This is a genomic window from Nocardioides sediminis, from assembly GCF_003047295.1.
Lineage (GTDB): Bacteria > Actinomycetota > Actinomycetes > Propionibacteriales > Nocardioidaceae > Nocardioides > Nocardioides sediminis.
Genome location: NZ_PZYZ01000006.1, coordinates 255,955 through 280,437, shown reverse-complemented (window position 1 = coordinate 280,437; position 24,483 = coordinate 255,955). Strand labels below are relative to the sequence as shown.

Here is a 24,483-nt window from a genome sequence, read left to right as displayed (position 1 = left end):
CACTCACACGTGGCGCCGCGACTGCACCACCCGGAAGCGCGAGGCGACGTACGCGCCGTCGGTGTACGACGCGTTGGCGGCCGGGTTGGCGCCCGTGCCGTGGAAGTCGCTGAAGGCGGCGGACTGGTTGACGAAGACCCCGCCGAGGAGGTTCTCGCTCAGGGCCACCCCGGCGTCGAGGGCGGCGTCGCGCATCTTCTCGACCACCTCGTCGGACATCGAGTAGACCGACGCGGTCATCGCGCCGTGCCGCTGGACCGTGTCGCGGAACAGGTCGATCGACTGGTCGGTGCCGGCGGTCTCGATGAGGTAGGCGACCGGGCCGAAGCACTCCGCCTCGTAGACCTCGGAGTCGGCGGCGGTCAGCCCGACGATCATCGGCGTACGCACGGTCGCGTCGGCGTACGACGGGTGGGCGACGGTCCGCGAGGGCACCAGCACCTCGCCGCGGGAGGCGGCCGCGTCGAGGCGCTCCAGCACGCCCGCGTTGACCACGCCGCCGAGCAGCTCCACGGCGCGCGCGTCGTCGCCGAGCAGCTTGTCGAGGGCCGCGCCGATGCCGGCGCCGACCTCGGCAGGGGTCTTGACGCCGTCGTCGGTGGCGATGCCGGCCGCGGGGACGTAGACGTTCTGCGGGGCCGTGCACATCTGCCCGGTGTAGAGCGCGAAGGAGAACGCGAGGTTCTGGCACATCGCCCGGAAGTCGCTGGTCGAGTTGATGACGACGGTGTTGACGCCGGCCTTCTCGGTGAAGACGACGGCCTGCCGCGCGTTGGCCTCGAGCCAGTCACCGAAGGCGTTGCCGCCGGTGAAGTCGATGAGCCGCACCTCGGGCCGCGTGGCCAGGGTCGCCGCCAGCCGGTCGTCGGGCTCCTCGGCGGCCAGGGTGACCAGGTTGCGGTCGAAGCCGGCCTCGGCAAGCACCTCCTGGCAGACCTGGACCGTGATGGCGAGCGGGAGGACGGCGCCGGGGTGGGGCTTGACCACGACCGGGTTGCCGGTGACCAGGCTGGCGAACAGGCCGGGCCAGGAGTTCCACGTCGGGAAGGTGTTGCAGCCGATCACCAACGCGACGCCGCGCGGGACCACGGTGAAGGTCTTCTCCATCGCGAGCGGGTGCTTGCCCGGCTTCTCCCAGCGCGCCGTCGCCGGCGTGCGGGTCATCTCGGTGTGGGCGTAGGCGATCGCCTCCAGCGCGCGGTCGAGCGCGTGCGCGCCGCCGGCCTGGAAGGCCATCACGAACGCCTGGCCGCTGGTGTGCTGGACCGCGTTGGCCAGCTCGAAGATCCGCCCGTGGAGCCGGTCGAGGACCTCCAGGCACACCGCCGTGCGCCCGTCCGGCCCGGCGTCGCGCCACGCCTTCATCCCCGCCTGCGCGGCGGCCATCAGCGTGTCGACGTCCTTCGCCCGGGGGTAGGTCACGCCCAGGTCGATGCCGTACGGCGACCGCTCGGTCGCCACGGTCCCCTCGCTGCCCGGCGTCTCCAGCGGGAACGGCTGGTGCAGCAGCGCCTCGAACGCCGCCTTGCCCTCGGCGGCCGCGGACTCGCCGTACACGCGCGGAGAGGGGGACTCCTCGAACGCGGAGTAGTAGGTGCGGGCGGCGCTGGCGGCGACCGCGGCGTCGAGGCGCTCGCGGTGGCGGTCGAGGCTGAGGATCGGGCTGGCGGTGTTGCTGGGCGTGGGGCTCAGGGTGGGGCTCGAGGTCATGGGGACACTGTCTCGCGCTGTGACGTCTTCGCGCAATCGCGACGCCCGCCTGTCACACCCTCGACCCGGGTAGTTTGGGACGATCTCGTGGGCGGAACGGCCGAATCGCCTACCAGTTCGTCCCAAACTACCCACCGGGGGGCGAGCCTCAGAACGTGTAGCCGAACTCCGCGATGTCCCGCGCCGCGATCTCGGCCACCCGGTCGCGCATCGCGGGCGTGTAGTGCTCGCGGTGGTCCGACCTCGGTCCGGCGTTGGTCCGCTCGACCGTGGCCGGCGCCGGCAGGCCCGCGAGCGCCAGCCCGCGCCGCAGGTCGTCGTCGAGGTTCTCGGTGCGCCCGACGAAGTCCGCCCGCCCGCGGTCGCTGACCAGGTAGTCGACCTGCGGCACCCGCAGCCGGGGCAGCCGTCGCGTGCCCTCGAGCACGAACGACTCGAAGTCCTCGAAGTCGGCGACCACCCGCTGCCAGAACTCGTTGCGCGCGAACAGCTCCGCGTCGTACGTGCCCTCGGCAACTCCGTCACGGCGCCGCAGGATCATCGAGTGCCAGGAGTGCAGCCGCTCCCAGGGGTTGCGGACGAACCCCATGGTGAAGAAGCCGGCGAGCTCGGGGAAGCGCTCGAGCGCGGCGCCGAGCTTGATGTGCTTGGTGCCCGGGACGGGGGCCAGGTCCGGCATCGAGGCCTCCAGCGTGCGCGAGACCGCGCTGCCACCGGTCTTCTGGACGTGGATGAAGACGAACCGGTGCTCCCGGGAGACCATCACGGCGTCATCCTAGGTGGGTGCGTCGCCTACCCTCGTCCGCATGAGGTGGAGGGGGATGGCCGCAGCCGTGGCGCTGCTGGTCACGGGCGTCGTCGCGGGGTACGCCGCCGCGTCGGCGTTCGAGCCGGTCCCCGCCACGTCCGGGGCACCCGAGCCCGTGGTCGCCAGCGACCCGCGCGTCCCGGTGGACCCGCTGCCCTCGGCCAACGCCTCCCCCTCCGTGCCTGCGCTGGGCACCGACCTGCCGATGCGCGACGCCCGCCTCGGCAACGGCGGGCTGCGACTGGCGCACCCCGTTCCCGTCGGCTGGGCGCGCCTCGGCAACGGCAACAACGAGGCCAAGTGGAAGAAGCCCAACAACCCGGCCGACACCTTCATCCTGCGCGTCGAGAACGTCGTGTCCCGGGAGGACACCATCGCCGAGACCATCAGCGACCGGATCGGCGACCTGCAGGACGAGAAGGAGCGCTTCACCATCGAGGAGCGCACCGCCTCCACCCTCGAGTTCACCTACGTCTCCGACGGATTCCCGCGGCACGGGTTCCTGGCGTGGCTCGACATGCGTGGCACCGGCGTCGCCGAGGTCGAGGTGGCGGTGACCGGCCGCGAGATGGACGCCCGCGGGGCGGCGCAGCTCATCTCCCGCGTGACCGCCGGGATGCGCCTCGCCGAGGACGGTGCCTGACGGCCCGCCCGAGGGTCACAGCAAGCCGTACAGCTCGACCGAGTCCAGCACCTTGTTGGCGGTTCCCTGGTCGGCCGAGCGCACCTGCACCCAGAGCAGCTGGTCGGCGGTCGCCTGCACGACCCGTTCCACCGTCACCCCGTCGTCGGAGCACCCGGTGGAGACCACCGTCATCGACTGCTCGCGCACGCCGCGGCTCGTCGGCCGGGTCTCCTCGCACTCCGGGTGCTGCGGCAACGTCGTCGGCAGGTCGTAGCCGCGCATGAGTCCGACGAAGACCCCGTGACCGGGTTCCTCGTCACCGTTCCAGTCCTCGGCGGTGCCGGCGGAGATCGCGGCATACTCCCGGGATGAGTAGGGGGGCGTCCAGCCACCGTCGTCCACCGCCGCCGTCCAGTCCGCCGGGACCGTCACCGAGATCGTCCCGTTCGCGTCGACCAGCCTCTGCTCGACGGTGCCCGTGCGCTCGAGCGCGAAGCCTCCGCCGAGCCCGATGACGAGCGCTGCCACGCCGACCAGCGCCCAGCGGCGGCGCGCGGTCGACGTCATGGGCATCTTGGCGGCCGCCGAGGCGGGACCGGCGGTGCCGGAGGTCCCGCCCGTCGTGTCCGGGCCACTCGCCGAGCTGCCGACGCCTGCCGGGGCCTCGCCCGACGGCACGGGCAGGCCGGCCACCCGGGTCAGGCTCGGGTCCGTGGGGATCCATGCCGTGGGCGGCTCGTCCGCCCCGTCGAAGGTCTCGTCGAGGGCGGCGGTCAGCGCGGCGACGAAGGCCGGCACGTCGGGGAAGCGGTCCTCCCGGTCGACGGCCAGGCCGCGGTGCACGGCGGCCTCCACGGCGTCCGGCAGCCCGCCGCCCATCGGCGGCGCGGGCGCCGGCTCGGCGGCCGCGATGAGCGACGTGTGGTCGTACGGCGCGCGGCCGGCGAGCAGCAGGTAGGTGACAGCCGCCAGCGAGAACTGGTCGGCCCGCGCGTCCAGCGCCTCGCCGCGCGCCTGCTCGGGCGCGACGAACTGCGGCGTGCCGCCGATCATCGTCAACCGCGAGGACATGTCCATCGCCTTGCCCAGCCCGAGGTCGCCGACCATCGCGGTGACCCGGCTGTGGCCGTCGAGCTCGACGGTGCGGAAGAGGACGTTGGCGGGCTTGATGTCGCGGTGCAGGACCCCGCGCTGGTGCAGCGCGTGCAGTCCGGCCCCGGCCTGCGCCACCACGTGCACGGCCTGCGCGCGGGTGAGCGGCGCGAGCTCGAGCCGGTCCGCGAGGGTGCCCTGGTCGGCGTACGACATGACGAGGAAGGGGCGCCCGTCGGGCAGCTCCCCGGCGTCGTACACGCTCACGACGTGCGGCGACTCGACACGGCGCAGGAAGCGGCCCTCCTCGAGGAACCGCTGACGGACGTGCAGGTCCTCGGTCCAGTTGTCGGCCAGCACCTTGATCGCGACCGGGGAGTCGAGCTGGTCGTCGTGCGCGAGCCACACGGTCGCGAACGCCCCGGCCCCGAGGCGTCGCCGCACCGGGTAGCGACCGAGGAGCGAGGGAGTCGACACCACTGCATTATGTTGCAGGTGTGACGCCAGACGACATCGACGACCTCGCTCGGCGCGCCCGCGACGGGGATCGCGACGCCCTCGAGGCGCTGCTCGGAGCCGTCCGGCCGCGCGCCCTCAACGTGTGCCGCGGCGTGCTCCCCTACTCCGGCGACGCCGAGGACGCCTGCCAGGAGGCGCTGCTCAACATCGCCACCAAGATCGGCTCGTGGGACGGCCGCGGCCGTTTCACCACCTGGCTGCACGTCGTGGCGCTGAACAGCGCACGCTCGACCTACCGGCGGCTCAAGAATCAGGCCGTCCCCACCGACTTCGAAGGCATGCACCACCACGAGCGCCCGGACCCGCGCACCACCTCGGTCATCGCCGGCACCCGCCTCGACCTGCTCGAGGCCATGGAGACGATCGAGCGCGACCACCCGCAGTACGTCGAGCCGCTGATGCTGCGCGACGTCTACGGCCTCCCCTACGACGAGATCGCCGCCCAGGTGGGTGCGCCGCTGGGCACGGTCAAGGCGCAGATCCACCACGGCCGCAAGCTCGCCCGGCCGCTGCTGCGGGGTGAGGCGTGAGGGGCCTGCGCAGCCGTACGGCGGCGCTCGCCGTCGCCGGGCTGGTCGGCCTCACCGCGTGCACGGGGTCCCCCCCGTCGCCGTCCCCCTCCCCCGAGGTCGAGCCTGCGGTCTCCGCGCCCACCGCCGCGGCCGTCGAGCCCGACCTCGCGCTGGCGGAGAGCACCCCGGTCGAGGACTCGGTCTACCCCGACGTCGGGCACCCCGACGTCGACGCGCTCCACTACGACCTCGACCTGGCGTGGGCCCCCGCCGACCGCACCCTCTTCGGCTCCGCGACCGTGACCTTCCGCGCGGCGCGCGACACCCGGACCTTCCGCCTCGACCTGGGCCCCGCCCTCGACGTCTCGGAGGTGACGCTCGACGGCGAGGACGCGGCGTACGCGCACCGGGGCAAGGACCTCGTGGTCCGCTCCCCGCTCACCGAGGGCGACCGGCACGAGCTCGTCGTGACCTATGGCGGCAGCCCGCGCCCCGTGCCCGCGCCGACCACCCGCCGCGACTTCTCCACCGTCGGCTTCACCGTCACCGACCGCGGCGAGGTGTGGACGATGCAGGAGCCCTACGGCGCCTACTCGTGGTATCCGGTCAACGACCAGCCGTCCGACAAGGCGCTCTACGACATCAGCGTCACTGTGCCCGCTCCGTGGTCCGGGGTCGCCAACGGGCGGCTCGTCTCGACCTCGACGTCATCCGAGGACGGCGGGGACGTGACCACCACGCGCTGGCAGCTCGACGAGCCGGCGTCGTCGTACCTGATCACCCTCGCCATCGGCGACTACACCCACCGCTCCAACCGCACCGCGAGCGGCATGCCGGTCGACTACTGGATCCCGCGCGGGCTGCCGGGCGCGTACGACGACCTCAAGGTGGCCGCCAAGACCGTCGACTGGGTCGAGCAGCGACTCGGGCCCTACCCGTTCAGCTCGCTGGGCCTGGTGCTCACCGACTCGCAGAGCGCGATGGAGACCCAGACGATGGTGACGCTGGGCAACAACGACTACGTGCGCTCGGCGCCGGTGATCCTGCACGAGGTCGTGCACCAGTGGTACGGCGACCAGGTCTCGCCCGCCGACTGGAGCGACGTGTGGCTCAACGAGGGCATGACGATGCTGATGCAGGCGCTCTACGAGGCCGACCGCGGCGGCTTCGACGTCGCCCGGATCGTCGACGCGTGGCGCGCCGAGGACCAGCGGCTGCGCGACGAGTACGGCCCGCCGGGCGACTACGACCCCCGCCAGTTCGGCGGGTCGAACATCTACTGGTCGCCGGCGGTCATGTGGGACGAGCTGCGGCGCGAGCTCGGCGACGAGAAGTTCTTCGAGATCGCCCGCTCCTGGCTGGCCGCCCACGACAACACCTCGGTGACCCGGCAGCAGGCCTTCGACCACTGGGAGGCCGAGAGCGGGCTGGAGCTGACGCGCTTCTTCGACGCCTGGATCACCGGGTCGACCACGCCGCCGGAGGGCCTCCTCGGCGGCTGATCGGATCCCGGCCGGCCTGCCCCCTCCGCTGGGTAGTCGGGGACGATCTGGGTGGATTCCCGCGCCATTTCCACCCATATCGTCCCAAACTATCCGCGGGTGGGCGTCCGGTTCCGCTCGCGGCGAACGCCCTTGCCCGGGCGCCCCGCCGACGGGTGGGGTGGAGGCATGAAGCTCCTCGTGCTCGGCGGTACCCGGTTCCTCTCCCGCGAGGTCGCGGCCCAGGCGGTGGCCCGGGGCTGGGAGGTGACCTGCGCGTGCCGGGGCGAGTCGGGGAGCGTGCCGGAGGGTGCGACGCACCTGCGGTGGGACCGCGGGGAGGAGGCGCCTCCCGAGCTCTCCGGAGGCACGTGGGACGCGGTCGTCGACGTCGCGCGCCTGCCCTCGCACGTGCGCCGGGCGGTCGCGGCCGTCCCGGACGCGCACTGGGTCTTCGTGTCCACGATCAACGTCTACGCCGACAACACGTCCCCCGCGATGGAGCCGCTGGTCGACCCGATCGAGGAGGACGTCGACCCGACGGGGAGCCCGGATGCGTACGGCGGGATGAAGGTCGCCTGCGAGTCGCTGGTGGCCTCGGGTGCCGCCTCGTCGATGGTGGTGCGGCCGGGGCTGATCGTGGGACCGGGTGACACGACCGGCCGGTTCACCTACTGGCCGGAACGACTGGCCCGCGGCGGCGAGGTGCTCGCCCCCGGAACCCCCGACGACGTCGTGCAGGTGATCGACGTGCGCGACCTGGCGGCGTGGATCCTCGACGTCTGCGCCGCCCGGACGACCGGGGTCTTCGACGGCGTCGGCCGCCCCATGGCCCTCGGCGACCTGCTCGCCGAGGTGGCGACCGGCGTCGGGTCACCCGCGCCCCTGCTCACCTGGGTGGAGTCAGCGTTCCTCGAGGAGCAGGGCGTCCAGCCGTGGGCCGGCGAGGGCTCGGTTCCGCTGTGGCTCCCGCGGCCCGACCACGACGGGATGATGTCGCACGACCCGGGCCCGGCCCTCGACGCCGGGCTGCGGCTGCGGCCGATCGGCGACACGGCGCGCGACACCCTCGGCGGCCCGGTCGTCGCCCTCACGCCCGAGCGCGAGGCGGAAGTCCTCGCGGCCTGGTCCTTCCGCTGAACGCGACCGGGCACTTTTGTACCGCTGGGACTCGCCGACCGGGCGGTTCCTGCCCGCTGGCGCGCGCCGACCGGGCGCGTCCGCGCGCGGCGTACGCACAGGAACCGCCCGGTCGGCGCCGTTCAGCGCGACGAAAGGGGGGAGGTCGATCAGAAGAGCAGGGCGCTCGCCGGGTCCTCGAGGATGCCGGCCACGTCCGCGAGGAAGCGCGAGCCCTTCTCCCCGTCGATGTGCCGGTGGTCGAACGACAGCGCCAGCGTGGTCACGTCGCGCACGACGATCTCGCCCTCGGCGGAGACCCACGGCCGCTTGTTGATCGCGCCGAAGCACAGGATCGCGGACTCGCCCGGGTTGATGATCGGCGTGCCGGCGTCGACGCCGAAGACACCCACGTTGGTGATCGTGAACGTCCCGCCGGCCATCTCGGCCGGCTGGGTCTTGCCGTCGCGCGCCGTGGCGGTGAGCTCGGACAGGGCACCGGCCAGCTCGACCATCGACATCGAGTCGGCGTCCTTGACGTTGGGCACGACCAGCCCGCGCGGGGTGGCCGCGGCGATGCCGAGGTTGACGTAGTTCTTGTAGACGACCTCCTGCGCCGCGTCGTCCCACCAGGAGTTGATCTCCGGGGTGCGCTTCATCGCCAGCAGCACCGCGCGGGCCAGCACCAGCAGCGGGCTGACGCGCACGTCCTTGAGCTCCCGCCGCCCCTTGAGCCGCTCGACGAGCTGCATCGTGGCGGTGACGTCGACGGTGATCCACTCGGTCACGTGCGGGCTGGTGAAGGCCGACTGGCTCATCGCCTGCGCCATCATCTTGCGCACGCCCTTGACCGGCTCGCGCGTCTCCCGCTCACCGGCGCCCCGGACGTCGCGGACGGCGGCGGACGTGAGCCCGCCGTCGTGCGCCGCGCCCGCGGGCGTCGACGAGCCGGCCGCGGACTCGACGTCCGCGCGGGTGATGACGCCGCCGGAGCCCGAGCCGGTCAGCATCGTCAGGTCGACGCCGAGGTCCTTGGCCAGCTTGCGGACCGGCGGCTTGGCCAGGGCGCGTACGTCGGCGCGCGCGGTCTGCGCGGCGGCCGGCACCAGGGCGGGCGCCGGTTCGGCAGCGCGTGCCGGAGCGGCGGACCGGGCCGGGACGGCGGGCTCGTCGACGGCGGAGACCTCGTCGGTCTGCGCGCCGCCCGGGGCGAACGCGCCCTGGACCTGCATCTGGGTCTGGGCGCCGGCCGCGGTGGCGGGCGTCGCCGCCCCCTTGCGGGCCCGGCGCTGCGGGCCGCGCTCCGCCTTGTTGCGACCGACCAGCGACTCGCCCTCACCGCCGCCGGACGCGGCCGGGTTGGAGAGGTCCATGTCGGAGAGGTCGACCGCGGGCGCGGCGGGAGCCGCCGGGGCGGCCGGGGCCGGCGCGGCCTCGTCGGCCGAGCCGATGGAGATGATCGGCGTGCCGACCTGCACCATCTCGCCCTCGTCGACCATCAGGGCGAGCACCGTGCCGGCGAACGGCGACGGCAGCTCGACGATGGACTTCGCGGTCTCGATCTCCACGATGATGTCGTTGATCTCGACCGAGTCGCCGGCCTTGACCTTCCACGACACGATCTCGGCCTCGGTGAGTCCCTCACCGACGTCGGGCAGCTTGAACTCGCTCATCAGAACTCCATGCTCCGGTCGACGGCGTCGAGGACCCGGTCGAGGTCCGGCAGCCACTCCTCCTCGATCCGCGACGGCGGGTAGGGGGTGTCGAAGCCGCCGACGCGCAGCACCGGGGCCTCGAGGGAGTAGAAGCACTCCTCGGTGATCCGGGCCGACAGCTCGGCGCCCATGCCCAGGTTGACGTGCGCCTCGTGGACGACGACGGCGCGGCCGGTGCGGCGTACGGACTCGAAGACCGGCGCCATGTCGAGCGGCGAGAGGGTGCGCAGGTCGATGACCTCGAGGTTCTTGCCCTCGGTCGCGGCGGCCTCGGCGGCCTTGAGCGCGGTCTTCACGGTCGGGCCGTAGGCGAGGAGCGTCGCGTCCGAACCCGCCCGCACGGTGCGGGAGGCGAAGAGCGGGTCGGGCGTGGCCGACTCATCGAGCTCGGCCTTGTCGGCGTGGTACTGCCGCTTGGGCTCGAGGAAGATCACCGGGTCGTCGTGGGCGATCGCCTGCTGGATCATCCAGTAGCCGTCGATCGGGTTGGAGCACGCCACGACCTTGAGGCCCGGCGTGTGCGCGAACTGCGCCTCCGGGGACTCCGAGTGGTGCTCGACCGCACCGATGCCGCCGCCGAACGGGATGCGGATGACCATCGGCATCTTGGCCTTGCCCTGCGACCGGAAGGTCATCTTGGCGACCTGGCACACGATCTGGTCGTAGGCCGGGTAGACGAAGCCGTCGAACTGGATCTCGACCACCGGACGGTAGCCGCGCAGCGCCATGCCGACCGCGGTGCCGACGATGCCGGACTCGGCCAGCGGCGAGTCGATGACGCGGTCCTCGCCGAAGTCCTTCTGCAGGCCGTCGGTGATCCGGAAGACGCCGCCGAGCTTGCCGACGTCCTCGCCCATGACGAGGACCTTGGGGTCGTCCTCCATCGCCTTGCGCAGGCCCATGTTGAGGCCCTTGGCGAGGGTGATCTTCTGCGTCGTGCTCATCAGTGGCCCGCCCCTTCGAAGGAGTCGAGGTATGCCCGGTAGCCGTCGCGCTGGGCGGCGAGCTCGTCGGTCATCTCGGTGTAGACGTGGTCGAAGACGCTCATCGGCTGCGGGTCGGGCAGCGCCTTGCAGCCCTCCCGCAGGTGGTGGCCGAGCTCGTCGGCCTCGGCCTTGAGGTCCGCGAAGTACTGGTCGTCGACGAGGCCGTTGCGGCGCATGTAGACCTCCAGCCGGGCGATCGGGTCCTTGAGCTTCCAGTGCTCGAGGTCGTCGCTCATCCGGTAGCGGGTCGGGTCGTCGGTGGTCGTGTGCGCGCCCATCCGGTAGGTGTAGGCCTCGACCAGCGTGGGGCCCTGGCCGTCGCGGGCGCGCTGCAGCGCAGCCTGCGTCACGGCGTACGTCGCGAGGACGTCGTTGCCGTCGACCCGGACGCCGGGGAACCCGAAGCCGAGCGCGCGCTGGTAGAGCGGGATGCGCGTCTGGCGCTCGATGGGCTCGGAGATGGCCCACTGGTTGTTCTGGCAGAAGAACACGACCGGCGCGTTGTAGGACGCCGCGAAGATGAAGCCCTCGTTGACGTCGCCCTGCGAGGACGCGCCGTCGCCGAAGTGGGCGATGACGGCCGCGTCGCGGTCGGGGTCACCGGTGCCGACGACGCCGTCGCGCTGCATGCCCATCGCGTAGCCGGTGGCGTGCAGCACCTGGGCGCCGATGACGATCGTGTAGAGCCCGAAGTTGTTGTCCTTGGGGTCCCACGCGCCTTGGTCGACGCCGCGGAAGAGGCCGAGGAGGTCGAGCGGGTCGATGCCGCGGCAGTAGGCGACGCCGTGCTCGCGGTAGGTCGGGAAGACGTAGTCCTGCGGGCGCAGCGCGCGGCCGGCGCCGATCTGGGCGGCCTCCTGGCCGAGCAGCTGGGCCCAGATGCCGAGCTCGCCGTGGCGCTGGAGCGCGGTGGCCTCGGTGTCGATGCGCCGGGTGAGCACCATGTCGCGGTGGAAGCCGCGCAGCTCCTCGGCCGAGAAGTCGTGGTCGAACTCGTCGTGGTGGACGCGCTCGCCCTCCGGCGTCAACAGCTGGACGAGCTCGGGGCCACCGTCCTGCTGGCTGGGTCCGAAGACCTCCACCAGGTCGGGTCCGAATCCTCCGGGGTCGCTCATGGCACTCCTTCGTGCGGCTAGCGGCGTCGCGGGGTCACCGGGATCGCCGACGGCTCGGTGCGGCCGCGGGCGTGTGTGACCCCGACCACATGGTGTCCACACGGTATCCAGCGCGCCAGCCGGCGCGCCAATCGGGCGTCGGCAGGGCCGTCGCGTGCTTGGATCTCCCGGTGCTCCGCTCCGTCGTCGCCCTCCTCGGCCTGGCCCTGGCCCTCACCCCCGTGATCGCGGGCGCGGGTCCCGCCGGTGCCGCACCGGACCGGCCGCGACCGGTGCTGGCGGGCGACTTCGCCGACCCTGCGGTCGCGGTGCTCGGGTCCGGGTACGTCGGGTTCTCGACCGGCAGCCTCGTCCCGCGCGCCGTCTCCGACCGGCCGCGCGGCGCGTGGCGGGCCGCCGGGCGCGGTCTGGTCCGGCTGCCGTCGTGGTCGCACAAGGACGGCGACATCTGGGCCTCCGACGTGGCGCGCGTCGACGGGTGGTGGCTGCTGTACTTCGCGGCGCCGGTGCGCGGGATCGGCGAGTACGGCCGCTGCATCGGGGTCGCGCGGTCCCGGTCGGCGCTGGGCGGGTTCGTGCCGGTGGGCGGCCGCCCGCTGGTCTGCCCGTCGTACGCCACGGCCCCCGCGGCCGGCGACACCGTGCCGCAGCCCGACCGGTCGCTGCCGCGGGCCGGCGTGATCGACCCGTCGCTCTTCGTCGAGGACGGGCGGCTGCACCTGCTCTACAAGACCGACCGCATCCCCTCCTCGATCCGGGTCGTGCCGCTCTCGCGGTCCGGGATCCGGGCGGCGGGCCCGTCGGCCGAGCTGTTCCGGCACGACGGCGTGCTGGAGAACCCGGTGGTCGTCCGGCGCCCCGAGGGTTACGTGATGCTGCTGTCGCAGGGCGACTTCGGCCGCTGCTCCTACCGCACGGTCTGGCGGCGGTCGGCCACGCTGCTCGACTGGTCGGCGGCCGAGTCGGGCGTGCTCCTCGACCGCGCGACGACCGGCCTCTGCGGGCCCGGCGGTGCCGACGTCAGCGCCGTGCCGCGCGGCTCGCGGCTGCGGCTGTTCCTGCACGCGTGGACGTGCGAGCGGCGGCGGTGCCCGGCCGGGGTGGACCTGGTCGAGAAGCGCCCCCGGCTGGGCTCGAGGCGCCCGATGTACGCCGCCGAGCTGGCCTGGCCGGATGGCGTGCCCACGGTGACGGCCTGGCGCTGAGGCGGACTTGCTGGCCGATGTTGTCGCTTGCTGGCCGTTGCATCGGCCAGCAAGCGCCAGGATCCCCGCTGAAGCGGTGATTCTGGCGCGGGGGCTTGCCCTGCCCCGGGGGCGCCGGGGTATCAAGGGGTCCGGCTTCCGAGGGGGACACGCCACATGCCACGACATCTGACGCGCTGGACCGGCGCGCTGGCCGCACTCGTCGCGCTGCCCGCGCTGCTCGTCGTACCGGGCTCGTCGACGGCGTCCACCGACCGGCCCGACTCGCACCCCGGCGTCTCCGGACGGGCCGCCGTGGCGCCCCGCCCGCTCATCTGGGACCGCGACTTCGGTGACCCGACCGTGGTCCGCGACGGGACGCGCTGGTACGGCGCAGCCACCGGCTTCCGCGGCCGGGCGTCGCGCTCGGACTACGACTGGGGCTACTGGGGACGCGGCGGCGACGTGCTCAACGGACGGCCGACGTGGGCCAAGTACGCCGGCGTGTGGGGCCCGGAGGTCGAGCAGACGCCCACGGGCTGGGTCGCCTACTTCACGATGCCCTCCCGCGGGCTCCCGCACGAGCAGGACCGCTGCATCGGGGTGGCCACCGCCCCCGACCTGAGCTCGACGTTCACCGTGCTCGGCAACAAGCCGCTGGTGTGCCCCGACTACTCCACCACGACGCCGGCCTTCGACCAGGTGCCCGGCCGGGTCGGCCTGCCGCGGCGCGGCGTCATCGACCCCTCGTCGTACATCGCCCCCGACGGACGGCGCTTCCTGCTCTACCGGACGCAGGGCACGCCGTCGACGATCCGGATCATCCGCCTCAACGGCGCCGGGACCGCGACGTTCGGTCGCAGCCGGGAGCTGATCCGCGACAGCGGCGTCCTGGAGAACCCGGTCATGGTCAAGCACCGCGACTGGCACTACCTGATCACCTCGCGCGGCGACTACGGCGAGTGCCGCTACCGCACGATCTGGCGGCGGTCGCACTTCCTCAAGCGCGAGTGGCAGGGCACCCGGGGCCACGCGCTGCTCAACCGCCGCAACACCGGCGTGTGCGGGCCCGGCGGCGCCGACTACGTGCCGGCGACGGACACCTTCGCCAACCGGATGTTCTTCCACGGCTGGGTCTGCAAGGGCACCAACCTGCCGTGCTACCAGTCCTACTCCGGGCACAAGGACTACGAGGACGTCGGCAAGCGCGCCCTGTACGCCGTCCGGCTGAGGTGGACCGGCGACGGGCCGTCGATCGCCGCGTTCGTCCAGGGCCCCGTGCCTCCGCCGCCGGTGACGGAGACCCCGACCCCCACGCCGACGCCCACGCCCACCCCCACCGAGTCGCCGACACCCTCGCCGACACCGACACCGACACCGACCGAGACGACGACACCGACGCCGAGCCCGACGCCCACGGAGACCCCGACCACCCCCTGATCCGCGTGGCGGGCCAGCCGGCCACACTCAGGCGCGGTCGTGCGGCTCCAGCCAGACCTTCGGGTCGGGCCCCTGCGGGACGATGCCGGTGGGGTTCACGTCGGTGTGGACGACGTAGTAGTGCTGCTTGATCTGGTCGAAGTCGATGGTCTCGCCGAAGCCCGGCGTCTGGAACAGGTCGCGGGCGTAGCCCCACAGCGCCGGCATCTCGGTGAGCTTGACCCGGTTGCACTTGAAGTGGCCGTGGTAGACCGCGTCGAAGCGCGCCAGCGTGGTGAAAAGCCGGACGTCGGCCTCGGTGATCGCGTCGCCCATCAGGTAGCGCCGGGCGGACAGCCGGTCCTCGAGCCAGTCCATGGCGACCCAGAGGCGGTCGTACGCCTCGTCGTACGCCTCCTGCGAGCCGGCGAAGCCGCAGCGGTAGACGCCGTTGTTGACCTCGGTGAAGACCCGCTTCATCACGGTCTCCATCTCGTCGCGGAGCTCGACCGGCCACAGGTCCGGCGCGTCGGGGCGGTGGTGCTCGCGCCACTCGAAGAAGAGGTCGTGGGTGATCTGCGGGAAGTCGTTGGTGACCACCGCACGCGACTCGACGTCGACGATGGCGGGCACGGTGATGCCCTTGGGGTAGTCGGGCACCCGGTTGAAGTAGGCCTCCTGCAGGTGCGTCATCCCGAGCACCGGGTCCCGCCCGTCCGGGTCGAGGTCGAAGGTCCAGCTGCGCGCGTCGTGGGTCGGCCCGGGAGCGCCCCACGAGATCACGCCCTCGAGGCCGAGGAGGTTGCGGACGATGATCGCCCGGTTGGCCCAGGGGCAGGCCTTCGCCGCGATGAGGCGGTAGCGACCCGGCTCGACGGGCCAGACCTTCACGTCCTGCGGTCCCCGGTCGTCCGGGTCGGCGGAGCGCTCGCCCGCCAGGATCCGGTCGTTGATGTAGTCCATGTCCCGCTCGAAGGGCTTGCCCTCGGTGGTGTACGTCGATTCGCTCACGCCGCGCCTCCCGATCGTTGCCGTCTCAACCATTCTTCCACGCTGCTGGAGGTCCCAAACCGCAAAGAATTGTTTGCAAATGAATCTTTGCAGTCGTAGCCTCCTGCCGTGCCCTCCTCCATCACCCCCGACATCGCCGGCCTGCGGGCGCTCAGCCACCCGGTCCGGCTGCGGATGCTCGGCCTGCTGCGCAGCGAGGGCCCGGCGACGGCCACGTCGCTGGCCCGGCGTCTCGACCTCAACACCGGCGCGACGTCGTACCACCTGCGCCAGCTCGCGCAGCACGGCTTCATCGAGGAGGACACCGAGCGGGGCAGCGGCCGCGACCGCTGGTGGCGGGCGGCGCACGACAGCACGCGCACCGACTTCCGCGAGAAGGGGTCGACCGACGAGGACGTCGAGGCCTACCTGTCGACCGTCGCCCTGATGTACGGCAACAAGCTGCGCGCCGCCGTCGCCGAGATGCGGTTCCTCCCCGAGGAGTGGCGCACCGTCGGCACCCTCAGCGACTGGGAGATCACTCTGACGCCCGCCCGGGCCCGTGCCCTCGTCCAGGCACTGGCCCAGGTCGTCGAGGAGACCGAGGACACCGACGAGGAGGGCGCGGCGCAGTTCGTCGTCAACCTCAACGCCTTCCCGCGACCGGGCGCCCTCGGGACCGACGGGTGAGCGACGTCTCCACTGCCCCCCGCCGCGCACCGCTCGTCGGCGGCCTGGTCGCCGAGGGCATCTCCTTCCTCGGCACCCGGATCTCGATGATCGCGATCCCGTGGTTCGTGCTCTCGACCACCGGCTCGGCCACCCAGACGGGCATCGTGGCGGCGGTCGAGATCGCCCCGCTGGTCGTCTTCAAGGCGCTCGGCGGCCCGCTGCTCGACCGGGTCGGCCCGCGCCGGGTGACCCTGCTCTGCGACCTCGGGTCGGCCGTCCTGGTGGGCACCATCCCGCTGCTGCACCAGCTCGGGATGCTCTCCTTCCCGCTGCTGCTGGTGCTCGTCGCGCTCGCGGGCGCGCTGCGCGGCCCGGGCGACGCCGGCAAGTCGGCGATGACCCCGGAGATCGCCCGGGTCGCCGGGGTGTCGCTCGAGCGCGTGACCGGACTGGCGAGCGCGGTCGAGCGCACCTCCTCGATGGCCGGCGCCGCGCTGGCCGGCCTGCTCGTGGCGTGGGTCGGCGCGGCCAACGCGCTGTACGTCGACGCCGCGTCCTTCCTGGCCTCCTTCGCCGTCTTCGCCCTGGCGACCACCGGGATGGGCCGTCCGCAGCCGCGAGCCGGGGACGTCGCCGCCCCGGCGTCGTACCTCCGCGAGCTCCGGGAGGGCTGGGACTTCCTGCGCACCGAGCCCGTGCTGGTCGCGGTGTGCCTGATGGTGGCGGTGACCAACCTGGTCGACCAGGCCTACGCCGCCGTCCTCGCGCCGGTGTGGGCCAAGGAGTCGGGCGCCGGGGTGGAGGTGCTGGGCGCGCTGTTCGCCGTGTTCAGCGGGGCCTCGGTGCTGGGCGCCCTGGCCGCGGCCCGGTGGGGAGAGACGCTGCCGCGGTTCCGCACCTACGTGGTGGCGTTCCTCGTCGCCGGGGCCCCGCGCTTCGTGGTGATGGCGCTGGAGTCGCCGCTGTGGGCGGTCTTCGCCGTGACCGTCGTGGCCGGCGCCGCCTCCGGCTTCCTCAACCCCATCCTCGGCGCGGTCATCCTCGAGCGGATCCCGCCGCACCTCATGGGCCGGGTGTCGTCGCTCAACACCGCCATCTGCTGGTCGCTGATGCCGCTCGGCGGCATCCTCGGCGGCGTGGCCGTCACCGCCCTCGGCGTCTCGCCGGCCCTGCTGCTCGCCGGCGCGGCGTACCTCGTCACCACCATGGCGCCCACGCGGGTGCCGTCGTTCCGCGCGATGGACCGGGCGCCGGTCAAAGTCACCGCTTAGACGGTGAATCTGGCGCATGCTGGCCGATGCAACGCCCCAGAAGCGGAGGAATCGGCCAGCAAGTCAGGCGGTACGCCGCGGCTCGTCCAGCAGCGCCACCTGCGGACCGAACCGGGCCTGGGACGCCACCACGACCACGGCCTGCGTCTCGCACGGCTCCAGGACCTCCAGCTCCGCGCCGTCCTCGTCCACCACCCGTCGCTCGGGGATCCGGACGTCGACCAGGAAGCCCGCGCTCCACACGTCGTCGCGGATGCGTCGTACGGCGGTCCTCCTACGCAGCGTGACCTCCGGCTCGTCCACCACGACGAGGTGACCGGCGTCCGCCACGTGCGTCTCGAACTCGCCGAAGAGGTCCAGGCAGCCGACGGCCCAGCGCCCGCCCACGTCACGCCACGCCGTCTCGAAGCCGGTGCCCACGGAGTAGCGCCAGGCCGCGAAGAAGTGGTCGACCACGGCCATCCCCTGACGCGCCGTGAACGGCCCTTCGCGGCCGAGGTCGGGCTTGACCGGCTCCTCCATCGAGAGCGGGTCGACGGAGGCCGACGTCGATGCTCGCCCGGTCGAGGGCTCAGGCGACGAGTCGTCCGGTCCCGAGCAGGCCGACAGGACCACGAGCAGGCAGACGGCAGCTCCCCCGAGACGCATGCCCGCAACCTAGGGCATGGACGTCAGCGCGGGAAGGTGCGCGCGAGCTCGAGCAGCCGGTCGTTGGCCTCGGTCTCCCCGATCGTGATGCGCGCCCCCTCGCCCGCGAAGGGCCGCACCACGATGCCGAGCTCGTCGGCCGCGGCCGCGAAGTCGCCGGTCCGCTCGCCGAGGCCGAACCACACGAAGTTGCCCTGCGCGTCCGGGATCTCCCAGCCCGCCGCGCGGATCCCGTCGACCACCCGCGAGCGCTCGGCGACCAGCGCGTCGACCCGCTCGAGCAGCTCGGGCTCGGCCTCGAGCGAGGCGATCGCCGCCGCCTGGGCCACCGAGGAGACGCCGAAGGGCAGGGACACCGCCCGCAGGGCACCGGCCAGCGGCGCCTGCGCGATCGCGTAGCCCACCCGGAACCCGGCCAGCCCGTAGGCCTTGGAGAAGGTGCGCGTCACGATGACGTTGGGGTGCGCGCGGTAGGTCGCGACGCCGTCGACCGCGTCGTCCATCCGGACGAACTCGAGGTAGGCCTCGTCCACGACGACCACGGCGCGGGAGGGGACGCGGGCCAGGAACGCGTCGAGCTCGGACTGCGACACGGCCGGGCCGGTCGGGTTGTTGGGCGTGCAGACGATGACGACCTTGGTGCGGTCGGTGACCGCCCCCGCCATCGCGTCGAGGTCGTGCCGGCCGTCGGCGGTCACCGGCACGCGGACGCTCCTCGCGTCGGCCACGGTCGCCGCGATCGGGTAGGCCTCGAAGGAGCGCCACGCGTAGACGACCTCGTCGCCGGGGTCGCAGAACGCGTTGAGGAGCTGGTAGATCAGCGCCACGCTGCCGGTGGCCGCCGCCAGGTCGGACGTCGGGACGCCCAGCTTGGCCGACAGGGCGTCGTACAGCGCGCTGTTGCCCATGTCGGGGTAGCGGTTCATCGCCTCCGCGGCGCGGGTCGCGGCCTCGACCACGCCGGGCAGCGGCGGGTAGGGGTTCTCGTTCGACGAGAGCTTGTACGTCGTGAGGCCGGGGCGGGGCGTGGGCGGCTTGCCGGGCACGTACGTCGGGATCTCCGCGACGTTGCGGCGGGCCGAGGGCGAGGAGGGCGGGGTCGACATGGCGAGCAGGCTAGCGCCGCGCCGGCGCGGCGGGTCGGCGGTACTCCCACGGCCGCAGCAGCAGCGCCAGCAGGATGCCGAGGAGCCCGCCGATGACGGCGCCGGCCACGTTGTCGACCATGTCGGTCACGTCGCACGCCCGGCCGATCCGGGCGGCGGCGAGCTGCAGCGCCTCGATGAGGATCGAGTAGAGCCCGAGCGCGGCGATGCCGAGCGGACCGAGCACCCAGCGGGTGCGCCACCGGGCGACCGCGAGGACCCACAGGGCGCCGGCAGGCACGAAGACCGCGATGTTGAGCAGCCGCTGGCTGCCCGGGAGGAGCCAGAAGCCGTCGGGCGCGGGGCCGCCGTAGTCCAGCGAGCAGGTGGTCTGCGCCTCGTCGGCCGGCACCACGCCGATCCCCCACTGGGCCGGGATGAGGGTGAGGATCCCGATGCACACCACGCTCCACCCGAAGCCGGCGAGCGCCACCGACGTGACCGGTCCGAGCCGCGGGCGGAGCAGGCGCTCGACGCCGGCGAAGACGACCAGGGCGACCAGGCAGCCCAGGAGCATCACGCCCGTCCCGCCGATCGTCACCCGAGGAGGCTAGCGAGGCGGTGGGGCGAGCGCGCTCAGCAGGTTGCCCAGCATCTGCCACAGCACCGTGTGCTCGGGGTCGGTGACCACCTGGTCCATCCCGGCCAGCTCGAGCATCACGTAACCGTGCAGCGCGCTCCAGAACTGGGCGGCGACCGCCGCAGGGTCACCGTCCCGCAGCCGGCCTGCCTCCATGGCCCGAGCGATCCCGGCGACGAGCTGACCGAACGCCTCGGCGCTCACCTCCCGGTCGGCGCCGTGACCGCCGAACCCGCCGAGGCTCACGGCCCCGAACATCACGAGGTAGAGGTGCCGGTTCTCCAGCGCGTTGGCGCGGTACGCCGCCGCCATGGCGCGGAGGTCGGCGATCGGGTCGTCCGTGGTCCGGACCTCGTCCACGTGGTCGATGAGCCGGCGGAAGCCCTCGGTGGCCACCGCGTCCGCGACGCCGGCCATCGAGCCGAAGTGCGTGTAGACCGCCATCGTCGAGGTCCCGGCGGCACCGGCGAGCCGGCGCGCGGAGAGCGCCGACGGCCCCTCCTCGCCGAGGATGCGCGCCGCTTCCTCGATCAGGCGGGCGCGGACGTCGACGGGGCCGGACACCGAGGCGCTGCTCACCGTGGACATGCTGCCATAACGGCGTTATCGTCGGTCGATAACAGTGTTATCCACCTCTCCGATCCGAGTCCGCCATGACCCTCACGCACCCCCTCCCCACCGGCACCAGCCGCTACCTCCAGGACAACTTCGCTCCCGTCACCGAGGAGCTCACCGCCCTCGACCTGACCGTGACCGGGGTGCTCCCCGACCACCTCGACGGCCGCTACCTGCGCAACGGTCCCAACCCGATGCACGACCAGGGGCCGCACTTCCACTGGTTCCTGGGCGAGGGGATGGTGCACGGCGTCCACCTCCGCGACGGACGCGCGCAGTGGTACCGCAACCGCTGGGTGCGCTCCCGGGACGTCGCCACGGCGCTGGGCGAGCCGGTGCGCGGCGAGCCCGGCGGCGTCGACTTCGCCGCCAACACCAACGTCCTCGAGCACGCGGGACGGACGCTGGCCCTCGTCGAGGCCGGCTCCCCGCCGTACGAGCTCACCCACGACCTCGAGACCGTCGGACCGTGCGACTTCGACGGCACCCTGCCCAGCCTCCCGGGCCGCCCCGGCTACACCGCCCACCCGCACGAGGACCCCGACACCGGCGAGCTGCACGCCGTCTCCTACTCCTGGATGCGCGGCAACCGCGTCGACTACTCGGTCCTCGACACCTCCGGCCGCATCCGGCGCAGCGTCGACATCCGCGTCCACGGCAGCCCGATGATGCACGACTTCGCCCTCACCGAGCGCCACGTCGTCATCCTCGACCTGCCGGTCACCTTCGACCTCGAGATGGCCACCGCCGACGTGCCCCGCCCCGCGCGGCCCCTGGTGCGCGGCGTCCTCGGCCGGATCGTCGGCCGCAACCCCGTGCCCGAGCCGCTCATCGCCCTGGTCGCCCGCGGCGGCGGTGGCGCCGCCACGCTCCCCTACCGCTGGAACCCCGACTACCCCGCCCGCATCGGCGTGCTGCCCCGCGACGCCGAGGGAGACGCCGTCCGGTGGTTCGACATCGACCCCTGCTACGTCTTCCACACCCTCAACGCCTACGACGACGGGGACACCGTCGTGGTGGACGTCGTCAAGCACCCGAGGATGTTCGACCGGGTCCTCGACGGGCCCGACGAGGGGCCCACGGTCCTGTCGCGCTACACCCTCGACCTGGCCACCGGGCGGGCCCGGGAGGAGGGCGTCGACCAGCGGTCGCAGGAGTTCCCGCGGCACGACGAGCGACTCACCGGCCGTCGGCACCGCTACGGCTGGGCCGTGGGGTTCGAGGGCGGCCAGACCGGGGACGCGGTGCTGCGCCACGACCTCGACGCGGGGCGCACCGACGTACGACGTCTCGGTGCCGACCTGGAGGCCAGCGAGTTCTGCTTCGTCCCCACCCCCGGTGGGACCGCGGAGGACGACGGCGTGCTGATGGGCTACGTCTTCGACCGCAGCGTCGGGCGCTCGCACCTGCGCGTGCTGGACGCGGCGTCGCTCGAGGACGTCGCCGCCGTCCACCTCCCCGGTCGCGTTCCCGCCGGTTTCCACGGCAACTGGGCACCGACGCAGGCCTGAACGCCCCGGGAGACGGCGGGACGGCCCCTTGCTCCCGGCCCCCTACGCTGGCGGGCATGAGGTTCGTGATCTGGCTGCTGACCACCGCGGCGGGCGTCGCCGTCGCCGCATGGCTCCTGGACGGCATCTCCTTCGACGGCGCCGACTGGCAGGACAAGGTGCTGCCGCTGCTCGGGGTGTCACTGATCCTGGGCCTGGTGACGACCTTCGTCTCGCCCGTGGTCAAGCTGCTGTCCCTCCCCTTCATCATCCTCACGCTGGGCCTGCTCCTGCTGGTCATCAACGCCCTCATGCTGATGCTCACGGCCTGGCTCGCCGACGCCTTCGACCTCGGGTTCACCGTCGACGGCTTCTGGAGCGCGCTGCTGGGCTCGGTGGTCATCACCCTCGCCACCTGGGCGATCGACCTGGTGCTGGACGACTGATGGACCGGCTCCCCGACCCGCGGACCGAGGGCCCCTACCGGATCGCCCTCGTGTGCCTGGGCAACATCTGCCGCTCGCCGATGGCCCACGTGGTGCTCGCCGAGCACCTCGACCGCGCGGGCCTCGCCGGCGAGGTCGAGGTCACCAGCTCCGGCACCGGCGGCTGGCACGTCGGCCGCCCGATGGACCCGCGCGCCGCGGTCGCCCTGGCCGCCGAGGGCTACGACCCCTCCGTCCACCGCGCCCGGCAGTTCGCCCCCACCGACGTGGACGCCCACGACGTCGTGCTGGTCATGGACAACGCCAACCTCGCCGACGTCCTCGCCGACGCCGGCCCCCACGAGCGGGTCGGCCTGTTCCGGGACTTCGACCCGGTCGAACGGGGTGGCGAGGTGCCGGACCCGTACTACGGTGGGGACGACGGGTTCGGGGAGGTGCTGTCGATGGTGGAGCGGACGAGTGCCGCGATCGTGGACGCCCTGCAGCGCCGGCGCCGGCAGGACGCCGTCGACTGATGGCCCGCCAGCCCCTGGTCGCCCGCCGTGCCGAGGAGCTCCTCGGTGCCGCCGTGGTGGCCACGGCGCCGGTCGCGGGGGGAGACATCTCCACCGCGACCCGCCTGCGCCTGTCCAACGGCACGACGGCCCTGGTCAAGACGCTGCCGCACGCCCCGCCCGGCTTCTTCGAGGCGGAGGCGGCCGGGCTGCGCTGGCTGGCCGAGGTCGAGGACGGCGTGCCCGTGCCGCCCCTCCTCGCCGTCGACCCCGAGTGCCTCATCCTCGGCTGGGTGGAGCCCTCGTCGCGGCAGACCCTGGAGTCCGCGATCGCCTTCGGCCAGGCGCTCGCCCGGACGCATGCCGCCGGCGCGCCGTCGTACGGCGCGGAGCGGGACGGGTTCATCGGCCGGCTGCCGATGCCCAACCGCCCCGCTCCCACCTGGCCGGAGTTCTACGCGGTGCGGCGGGTGCTGCCCTACCTCAAGCTCGCGCGCGACCGCGGCGCCATCACCCCCGACGACGCGGCCACCGTCGAGACGGTCGTCGGCCGGCTCCCCTCCCTCGTCCCCGACGAGCCGCCGGCGCGCCTGCACGGCGACCTGTGGAACGGCAACTGCCTGTGGAGCGCCGACGCGGTGCACGTCCTCGACCCGGCGGCGTACGGCGGCCACCGCGAGGTGGACATCGCGATGCTGCACCTCTTCGGGCTCCCCCACCTCCAGCGGGTCGTCCAGGCCTACGACGAGGTCACGCCGCTCGCGGAGGGATGGGAGGACCGGCTGGCGCTCCACCAGGTCTTTCCGCTGCTGGTGCACGCCTGCATGTTCGGCGGCGGGTATGGCGCCCGCGCCGCTCGCGCGGCCGCCCAGTACGCCTGAGCCACCCGTGCGAACCACGCGCGACTAGTTCGTTCGGGTGGTCCCGGTTGACTCGATCGGTTGGCGGTGGCACTGTCGAGAGAACCCCCTGCTGGAGACCACGGCAAGGACTCTTCTCCTCCGGATCGAGGCGTCCCCGTGACGATCAGTCCGCTCATCCCCAACCCCCGCACGGTCCACGCCCCCGACGGCGCCGCCCGTGCCCGACGTACGACGGCCATCTGCGACGAGCTTGCCCAGCCCGACGTGACCGAGACCGATCGTCGCGACCTCGTCGACGACCTCGTCGAGGCCAACCTGGCGGTCGCGCGCTCGATCGCGGCCCGCTACCGCAACCGCGGCGCGAGCCTCGAGGACCTCGAGCAGGTCGCGTTCCTCGGCCTCGTCAAGGCCGCGGCCCGCTTCGACGCGTCCGAGGGCCACGACTTCCTGTCCTACGCCGTGCCCACGATCCGTGGCGAGGTACGACGCCACTTCCGCGACGCGTGCTGGGCGGTCCGTCCCCCCCGCCGCGTCCAGGAGCTCCAGGCCCGCATCTCCGCCGCCGAGTCCGACCTCACCCACGAGCTGGGCGAGACGCCGACCCAGGTGCAGCTGGCCGAACGCCTCGGCGAGACGCGGGAGGCGGTGGTCGAGGCGATGACCGCCGACGGCTGCTTCGCCCCCACGTCGCTGGACACCCCGGTGGCCGACGGCACGTCGTCCCTCGGTGACCTCCTCCCCGTGACGGGTGGCCGGCACGGTGCCGTGGAGGCGCGGCTGGTGCTCGGCCCGCTGATGCGTGCCCTCCCGGCCCGTGACCGCCACGTCCTGCGCCTGCGCTTCTTCGAGGACCGCACCCAGGCGGAGATCGCGGAGGCCGTCGGCGTCACCCAGTCCCAGGTCTCCCGCACCCTGACGCGCATCCTCGGTGAGCTGCGCGCCGGACTCACCGGGCCCGCCCCGGCGGCCTGAAGCCGTCGCGCT

Annotated in this window: 24 protein-coding genes; 13 read left to right on the top strand and 11 right to left on the bottom strand. The window is 73.1% G+C overall.

The genetic code is table 11. The features are described 5' to 3' along the window. Nucleotides 1-3 precede the first annotated feature (3 nt). Nucleotides 4-1,710, bottom strand: coding sequence for a phenylacetic acid degradation protein PaaN (gene paaN / locus DAI17_RS15450; protein ID WP_107774091.1), 1,707 nt, complete (start codon nt 1,708-1,710; stop codon nt 4-6). Nucleotides 1,711-1,858: 148 nt separating this feature from the next. Further along, nucleotides 1,859-2,473 (bottom strand): sulfotransferase family 2 domain-containing protein, encoded by a 615-nt coding sequence (locus DAI17_RS15445; RefSeq protein WP_107774090.1) that lies wholly within the window; start codon nt 2,471-2,473, stop codon nt 1,859-1,861. A gap of 43 nt (nt 2,474-2,516) precedes the next feature. On the opposite strand from DAI17_RS15445, the gene DAI17_RS15440 reads away from it, so the two are divergent. Continuing rightward, a complete protein-coding gene (locus tag DAI17_RS15440; RefSeq protein ID WP_159081590.1) occupies nt 2,517-3,161 on the top strand; it encodes a hypothetical protein in 645 nt (214 codons plus the stop codon). Between the two features lie 15 nt (nt 3,162-3,176). On the opposite strand, the gene DAI17_RS15435 is transcribed toward DAI17_RS15440, so the two are convergent. Continuing rightward, on the bottom strand, nt 3,177-4,712 hold the full coding sequence (locus tag DAI17_RS15435; RefSeq protein WP_199905150.1) for a serine/threonine-protein kinase: 1,536 nt from the start codon (nt 4,710-4,712) through the stop codon (nt 3,177-3,179). A gap of 20 nt (nt 4,713-4,732) precedes the next feature. Between DAI17_RS15435 and DAI17_RS15430 the strand changes: the two genes are divergently transcribed. From DAI17_RS15430 to DAI17_RS15420, 3 genes are all read left to right on the top strand, one after another. After that, nucleotides 4,733-5,284, top strand: a complete 552-nt coding sequence (locus DAI17_RS15430) for an RNA polymerase sigma factor (RefSeq protein ID WP_107774088.1) — start codon at nt 4,733-4,735, stop codon at nt 5,282-5,284. Continuing rightward, nucleotides 5,281-6,768 carry a M1 family metallopeptidase gene (locus DAI17_RS15425; protein ID WP_107774087.1) on the top strand — a complete coding sequence of 496 codons (1,488 nt, stop codon included), beginning with the start codon at nt 5,281-5,283 and terminating at the stop codon, nt 6,766-6,768. Before DAI17_RS15430 ends, DAI17_RS15425 begins: the two co-directional genes overlap by 4 nt. A 168-nt stretch (nt 6,769-6,936) precedes the next feature. Then, nucleotides 6,937-7,887 (top strand): NAD-dependent epimerase/dehydratase family protein, encoded by a 951-nt coding sequence (locus tag DAI17_RS15420; RefSeq protein WP_107774086.1) that lies wholly within the window; start codon nt 6,937-6,939, stop codon nt 7,885-7,887. A 149-nt stretch (nt 7,888-8,036) separates the two neighbouring features. Here DAI17_RS15420 and DAI17_RS15415 read toward each other — a convergent pair whose 3' ends face one another. Genes DAI17_RS15415 through pdhA form a run of 3 tightly spaced genes read right to left on the bottom strand, consistent with a single transcriptional unit; the run spans nt 8,037 to nt 11,682 of the window. Next, a complete protein-coding gene (locus tag DAI17_RS15415; RefSeq protein WP_107774085.1) occupies nt 8,037-9,539 on the bottom strand; it encodes a dihydrolipoamide acetyltransferase family protein in 1,503 nt (500 codons plus the stop codon). Continuing rightward, nucleotides 9,539-10,525, bottom strand: coding sequence for an alpha-ketoacid dehydrogenase subunit beta (locus DAI17_RS15410; RefSeq protein WP_107774084.1), 987 nt, complete (start codon nt 10,523-10,525; stop codon nt 9,539-9,541). The genes DAI17_RS15415 and DAI17_RS15410 overlap by 1 nt, the downstream gene beginning before the upstream one ends. Then, nucleotides 10,525-11,682, bottom strand: a complete 1,158-nt coding sequence (pdhA, locus tag DAI17_RS15405; RefSeq protein ID WP_107767460.1) for a pyruvate dehydrogenase (acetyl-transferring) E1 component subunit alpha — start codon at nt 11,680-11,682, stop codon at nt 10,525-10,527. Before pdhA ends, DAI17_RS15410 begins: the two co-directional genes overlap by 1 nt. 170 nt (nt 11,683-11,852) lie before the next feature. Here pdhA and DAI17_RS15400 point away from each other — a divergent pair, with 170 nt between their 5' ends. Further along, the gene (locus tag DAI17_RS15400; RefSeq protein ID WP_159081589.1) at nt 11,853-12,887 is read left to right on the top strand and encodes a family 43 glycosylhydrolase; all 1,035 of its coding nucleotides are present in this window, start codon (nt 11,853-11,855) and stop codon (nt 12,885-12,887) included. A 156-nt stretch (nt 12,888-13,043) separates the two neighbouring features. Beyond that, the gene (locus tag DAI17_RS15395) at nt 13,044-14,306 is read left to right on the top strand and encodes a family 43 glycosylhydrolase (protein ID WP_107774082.1); all 1,263 of its coding nucleotides are present in this window, start codon (nt 13,044-13,046) and stop codon (nt 14,304-14,306) included. A gap of 27 nt (nt 14,307-14,333) precedes the next feature. Here DAI17_RS15395 and DAI17_RS15390 read toward each other — a convergent pair whose 3' ends face one another. Next, nucleotides 14,334-15,248 (bottom strand): glutathione S-transferase C-terminal domain-containing protein, encoded by a 915-nt coding sequence (locus tag DAI17_RS15390; RefSeq protein WP_199905160.1) that lies wholly within the window; start codon nt 15,246-15,248, stop codon nt 14,334-14,336. 156 nt (nt 15,249-15,404) lie between these two features. On the opposite strand from DAI17_RS15390, the gene DAI17_RS15385 reads away from it, so the two are divergent. Further along, complete coding sequence (locus tag DAI17_RS15385) at nt 15,405-15,965, top strand: ArsR/SmtB family transcription factor (RefSeq protein WP_234412520.1); 561 nt, start codon at nt 15,405-15,407, stop codon at nt 15,963-15,965. Beyond that, the gene (locus tag DAI17_RS15380; RefSeq protein WP_199905149.1) at nt 15,962-17,218 is read left to right on the top strand and encodes an MFS transporter; all 1,257 of its coding nucleotides are present in this window, start codon (nt 15,962-15,964) and stop codon (nt 17,216-17,218) included. Before DAI17_RS15385 ends, DAI17_RS15380 begins: the two co-directional genes overlap by 4 nt. Nucleotides 17,219-17,281: 63 nt before the next feature. Here the strand turns inward: DAI17_RS15380 and DAI17_RS15375 are convergent, their stop codons facing one another. The 4 genes from DAI17_RS15375 to DAI17_RS15360 are packed head-to-tail and all read right to left on the bottom strand — an operon-like array spanning nt 17,282 to nt 20,170. Continuing rightward, nucleotides 17,282-17,866, bottom strand: coding sequence for a hypothetical protein (locus tag DAI17_RS15375; protein WP_107774080.1), 585 nt, complete (start codon nt 17,864-17,866; stop codon nt 17,282-17,284). A 23-nt stretch (nt 17,867-17,889) separates the two neighbouring features. Then, nucleotides 17,890-18,972 (bottom strand): histidinol-phosphate transaminase, encoded by a 1,083-nt coding sequence (hisC, locus tag DAI17_RS15370; RefSeq protein ID WP_107774079.1) that lies wholly within the window; start codon nt 18,970-18,972, stop codon nt 17,890-17,892. 10 nt (nt 18,973-18,982) lie between these two features. Beyond that, nucleotides 18,983-19,552, bottom strand: coding sequence for a VanZ family protein (locus tag DAI17_RS15365; protein ID WP_107774078.1), 570 nt, complete (start codon nt 19,550-19,552; stop codon nt 18,983-18,985). A gap of 9 nt (nt 19,553-19,561) precedes the next feature. Continuing rightward, a complete protein-coding gene (locus DAI17_RS15360) occupies nt 19,562-20,170 on the bottom strand; it encodes a TetR/AcrR family transcriptional regulator (protein WP_159081588.1) in 609 nt (202 codons plus the stop codon). Nucleotides 20,171-20,244: 74 nt separating this feature from the next. On the opposite strand from DAI17_RS15360, the gene DAI17_RS15355 reads away from it, so the two are divergent. From DAI17_RS15355 to DAI17_RS15335, 5 genes are all read left to right on the top strand, one after another. Continuing rightward, the gene (locus DAI17_RS15355) at nt 20,245-21,717 is read left to right on the top strand and encodes a carotenoid oxygenase family protein (RefSeq protein WP_107774076.1); all 1,473 of its coding nucleotides are present in this window, start codon (nt 20,245-20,247) and stop codon (nt 21,715-21,717) included. A 56-nt stretch (nt 21,718-21,773) separates the two neighbouring features. Continuing rightward, a complete protein-coding gene (locus tag DAI17_RS15350; protein WP_107774075.1) occupies nt 21,774-22,142 on the top strand; it encodes a phage holin family protein in 369 nt (122 codons plus the stop codon). Continuing rightward, complete coding sequence (locus DAI17_RS15345) at nt 22,142-22,657, top strand: low molecular weight protein-tyrosine-phosphatase (protein ID WP_107774074.1); 516 nt, start codon at nt 22,142-22,144, stop codon at nt 22,655-22,657. Before DAI17_RS15350 ends, DAI17_RS15345 begins: the two co-directional genes overlap by 1 nt. Continuing rightward, nucleotides 22,657-23,517, top strand: a complete 861-nt coding sequence (locus tag DAI17_RS15340) for a fructosamine kinase family protein (protein WP_107774073.1) — start codon at nt 22,657-22,659, stop codon at nt 23,515-23,517. The genes DAI17_RS15345 and DAI17_RS15340 overlap by 1 nt, the downstream gene beginning before the upstream one ends. A 138-nt stretch (nt 23,518-23,655) precedes the next feature. Next, the gene (locus tag DAI17_RS15335) at nt 23,656-24,471 is read left to right on the top strand and encodes a sigma-70 family RNA polymerase sigma factor (protein WP_107774072.1); all 816 of its coding nucleotides are present in this window, start codon (nt 23,656-23,658) and stop codon (nt 24,469-24,471) included. Nucleotides 24,472-24,483: the final 12 nt, after the last annotated feature.

Bases quoted from the DNA above. Each gene is read 5' to 3' on its own strand.
- DAI17_RS15440 (WP_159081590.1), top strand. From the start codon at position 2,517: ATGAGGTGGAGGGGGATGGCCGCAGCCGTGGCGCTGCTGGTCACGGGC.
- DAI17_RS15410 (WP_107774084.1), bottom strand. From the start codon at position 10,525: ATGAGCACGACGCAGAAGATCACCCTCGCCAAGGGCCTCAACATGGGC.
- hisC (WP_107774079.1), bottom strand. From the start codon at position 18,972: ATGTCGACCCCGCCCTCCTCGCCCTCGGCCCGCCGCAACGTCGCGGAG.
- DAI17_RS15375 (WP_107774080.1), bottom strand. From the start codon at position 17,866: ATGCGTCTCGGGGGAGCTGCCGTCTGCCTGCTCGTGGTCCTGTCGGCC.
- DAI17_RS15355 (WP_107774076.1), top strand. From the start codon at position 20,245: ATGACCCTCACGCACCCCCTCCCCACCGGCACCAGCCGCTACCTCCAG.
- DAI17_RS15340 (WP_107774073.1), top strand. From the start codon at position 22,657: ATGGCCCGCCAGCCCCTGGTCGCCCGCCGTGCCGAGGAGCTCCTCGGT.
- DAI17_RS15350 (WP_107774075.1), top strand. From the start codon at position 21,774: ATGAGGTTCGTGATCTGGCTGCTGACCACCGCGGCGGGCGTCGCCGTC.
- DAI17_RS15445 (WP_107774090.1), bottom strand. From the start codon at position 2,473: ATGGTCTCCCGGGAGCACCGGTTCGTCTTCATCCACGTCCAGAAGACC.
- DAI17_RS15345 (WP_107774074.1), top strand. From the start codon at position 22,142: ATGGACCGGCTCCCCGACCCGCGGACCGAGGGCCCCTACCGGATCGCC.
- DAI17_RS15415 (WP_107774085.1), bottom strand. From the start codon at position 9,539: ATGAGCGAGTTCAAGCTGCCCGACGTCGGTGAGGGACTCACCGAGGCC.
- DAI17_RS15395 (WP_107774082.1), top strand. From the start codon at position 13,044: ATGCCACGACATCTGACGCGCTGGACCGGCGCGCTGGCCGCACTCGTC.
- DAI17_RS15390 (WP_199905160.1), bottom strand. From the start codon at position 15,248: ATGGACTACATCAACGACCGGATCCTGGCGGGCGAGCGCTCCGCCGAC.
- pdhA (WP_107767460.1), bottom strand. From the start codon at position 11,682: ATGAGCGACCCCGGAGGATTCGGACCCGACCTGGTGGAGGTCTTCGGA.
- paaN (WP_107774091.1), bottom strand. From the start codon at position 1,710: ATGACCTCGAGCCCCACCCTGAGCCCCACGCCCAGCAACACCGCCAGC.
- DAI17_RS15420 (WP_107774086.1), top strand. From the start codon at position 6,937: ATGAAGCTCCTCGTGCTCGGCGGTACCCGGTTCCTCTCCCGCGAGGTC.